This window comes from Pseudomonas fluorescens (assembly GCF_902497745.1).
Classification (GTDB): domain Bacteria; phylum Pseudomonadota; class Gammaproteobacteria; order Pseudomonadales; family Pseudomonadaceae; genus Aquipseudomonas; species Aquipseudomonas fluorescens_BM.
On the sequence record NZ_CABVHJ010000024.1, the window covers coordinates 1 to 3,006 of the forward strand.

At 60.3% G+C, this 3,006-nt stretch carries 3 protein-coding genes and 1 pseudogene; 2 read left to right on the forward strand and 2 right to left on the reverse strand.

From position 1 onward, the window contains the following. Positions 1 to 890 (reverse strand): TonB-dependent siderophore receptor (locus tag F8N44_RS27070; protein ID WP_150652465.1); only part of this gene is annotated, 890 nt, incomplete at its 3' end. 230 nt (positions 891 to 1,120) lie between these two features. After that, on the reverse strand, positions 1,121 to 1,609 hold the full coding sequence (locus F8N44_RS27080) for a GFA family protein (protein ID WP_150652466.1): 489 nt from the start codon (positions 1,607 to 1,609) through the stop codon (positions 1,121 to 1,123). A 138-nt stretch (positions 1,610 to 1,747) separates the two neighbouring features. On the opposite strand from F8N44_RS27080, the gene glsB reads away from it, so the two are divergent. Together glsB and F8N44_RS31905 are read left to right on the forward strand one after the other, a co-directional pair. Next, entirely contained in the window at positions 1,748 to 2,656 is a 909-nt protein-coding gene (gene glsB / locus F8N44_RS27085; RefSeq protein ID WP_007911001.1) for a glutaminase B, read from the forward strand. A gap of 189 nt (positions 2,657 to 2,845) precedes the next feature. After that, positions 2,846 to 3,006: pseudogene (locus F8N44_RS31905) on the forward strand (glutamate-5-semialdehyde dehydrogenase); the annotation flags it as partial.

Sequence of the window (3,006 nt, forward strand, 5' to 3'; positions counted from 1 at the left end):
CGGCGACTCCAGTCGGCCGCGGAATTGAAGTGGCGCCCGAAATCAGTACGCCCGCCATCGGTGAAATACACCGGGTTGCCAGTCCACGACGAACCCCGTGGTGTGGTGCTGGATTTATCGACGCCGAAGGTCAGCAAGGTGTCGTCGCTCATGTCGGCTTCGAGGATGCCGTAGAACAGGTCTTTGCGCTGGCTGTAGTGATCCAGGTAAGAGTTCTGATCGGAATAGGCACCGACGAAACGTCCGCGCACGTTGCCCGATTCAGTCAGCGGACCGGAAATATCACCGACGGTGCGGTAGGCATCCCACGAACCAACGGTGCCGCTGATCGAGGCTTTGAACTCTTTGGTCGGCTTCTTGCGGATCAGGTTGACCGTGGCCGACGGATCGCCGGAACCGGTCATCAGGCCGGTCGCGCCTTTGATGATTTCGATGCGATCGATGCTCGCGGCGTCGTCGCCATTGTTTGGGTTCTCGCCGTACACGCCGTCGTAGGGGATGTTGACGCCGTCGTACTGGAAGTTGGTGATCGCCAGGCCGCGGGCGGAAAATTCAGTACGGTCGCTGTCGTACTTCTGCATGGATATGCCGGGGGTATTGCGCAAGGCATCGCCGACACTTTGCACGCCGCGATCGTCCATTTGCTGACGGGTAATCACCGTCACCGACTGCGGTGTTTCGCGGATCGACAGCGGCAGGCCGGTGGCCGAGGACATGGCGCCGGTAGTGTAGGAACGGGTGTCTTCGGTGGTAGCGCCGAGGCCCTGGGCGGAAATATTGGTGGCGCCGAGTTGCAAGGTCTGCTCGGTTTTTTCAGCGGCGTTGGCAGAAATGCTCAGCAGGGCCAGTGCCAACGGGCACAGGGCAAAACGGAAACGGACGTGCGACATGGAGATCCCTTTGCATCGAATCGATCGGTAGTTGAAGTGCTTCTGAGGGGTTAACCGAACGAGTGCGGGAAAAGGGAACTGAACAGCTCAAAGATTTAATGCCCAATGGAGTTGGCAATGTGGGAGCGAGCTTGCTCGCGAAGGCGCTGTGTCAGTCGACGCAAATACTGACTGAAACGCCGCCTTCGCGAGCAAGCTCGCTCCCACAGGGATTTGTGTTTGCCATGGATCTATCGGGTCAAGCCGAGGCGTTCATGCCATTGGGCAATGGATTCTTCGGGATAGACGTCGAACTGTTGGTCTTTCGCTTTGGCCTCGACTTCGACCCAGGGTGCTTTCGAACCGAGCATCAAATGCGTGTGCTCTGGCGGCACCGGCAACGGTGTGTCGATGGCCGAGGCGAACGGGTGGATCAGCTCCGGCCACTCCGGGCTGAACAGCCACAAACCGCTGCCGCACAGTGAACAGAAATGCCGCTCGGCGGTGCTGCGATGAGCGCGCTGGTCGCCAGCGTCTTTCATCTTCGCGTGGTAAACGCTGATGTGTTTGCGTCCGCGCACCTTGAGGCTGGTCGCATCGCCTCCGAGGTTGATCGCATAACCGCCACCGCCCTGGGTCTTGCGGCAGATCGAGCAGTAGCAGCGTTGATAAGGGTAGGGGTGGGCGCTGGTGAGGCTGAACGTGACCTCGCCGCAATGGCAGGAGCCTTCGAGATACATGGGTGCTCTCCGGTTTCTGAATGTGCGGTTGAGCCTAGAACATTCAGTGCGATGCAGGCCGGTGTGATTCGACGGGCGGGCGCAGCGTCTAGCCCCAGTGTCCCCGCAATCCCATGGGGCGAGACTTCGGAACCCGGCATGCAAGCGCTGTTGAACGAGATTCTTGACGCTGTCCGCCCGCTGATCGGGCAGGGCAAGGTGGCTGACTACATTCCTGCCCTCGGCACCGTGCCGGCCAATCAGCTGGGCATCGCCGTGTACGGCAACGATGGCGAGATGTATTGCGCCGGTGACGCCGAGACGCCGTTCTCGGTGCAGAGTATTTCCAAGGTGTTCAGCCTGGTACAGGCGATCGATCATTCCGGCGAAGCGATCTGGGAACGCCTCGGTCACGAGCCGTCCGGGCAGCCGTTCAACTCGCTGGTGCAGCTGGAATTCGAGCGCGGTCGGCCACGCAATCCGTTCATCAATGCCGGTGCGCTGGTGATCTGCGACATCAACCAGTCACGCTTCGCCGCGCCAACCCTGTCGATGCGCGATTTCGTCCGGCGCCTGTCCGGCAATCCACAGATCATGATCGACGGCAAAGTCGCCGACTCCGAATATCAACACCGTGCGCGCAATGCGGCGATGGCGTATCTGATGCAGTCGTTCGGCAATTTTCACAACGATGTCGAAGCGGTGCTGCGCAGCTATTTCAGCCATTGTGCGTTGCGCATGAACTGCATTGATCTGGCCCGGGCGTTCTGCTTTCTGGCCAACGACGGTTTTTGCAAACACAGCGGCGAACAGATCCTGACGCGCCGGCAAACCCAGCAAGTCAACTCGATCATGGCCACCAGCGGGCTGTATGACGAAGCGGGCAACTTCGCCTATCGCGTCGGCTTGCCGGGCAAGAGCGGCGTCGGCGGCGGGATTGTTGCGGTGGTGCCGGGGCAGTTCACGGTGTGCGTGTGGTCGCCGGAGTTGAATGCGGCGGGGAACTCGCTGGCGGGGATGGCGGCGCTGGAGATGCTTAGCGCGCGGATTGGCTGGTCGGTGTTCTGAACCGATCACACAAACACCACAAAACCCTGTGGGAACGAGCTTGCTCGCGAAGGCGTCAGGTCAGCCATCATTGATGTATCAGATCCACCGCTTTCGCGAGCAAGCTCGCTCCCACAGGGTTAGCGGTTGCTTTGGAGGATTGTGTTCCTATACATTTTCCGGCCGCTCCCTGCATGGTGAATCCGCTTCATGTCTCTTGCGCTCGAACGTCTAGTCGCTGGCACGCCGATCCCTTTCGCTGGTAACCGCGTCACCGTGGTCAGCCCCGAACTGGCCGCGCGCTTTCAGCCCGGTGACCACCTCTTGGTGGAGCAGGTCAGTGGCGAGTTGTTGTTGATTCCCGTGGCGGA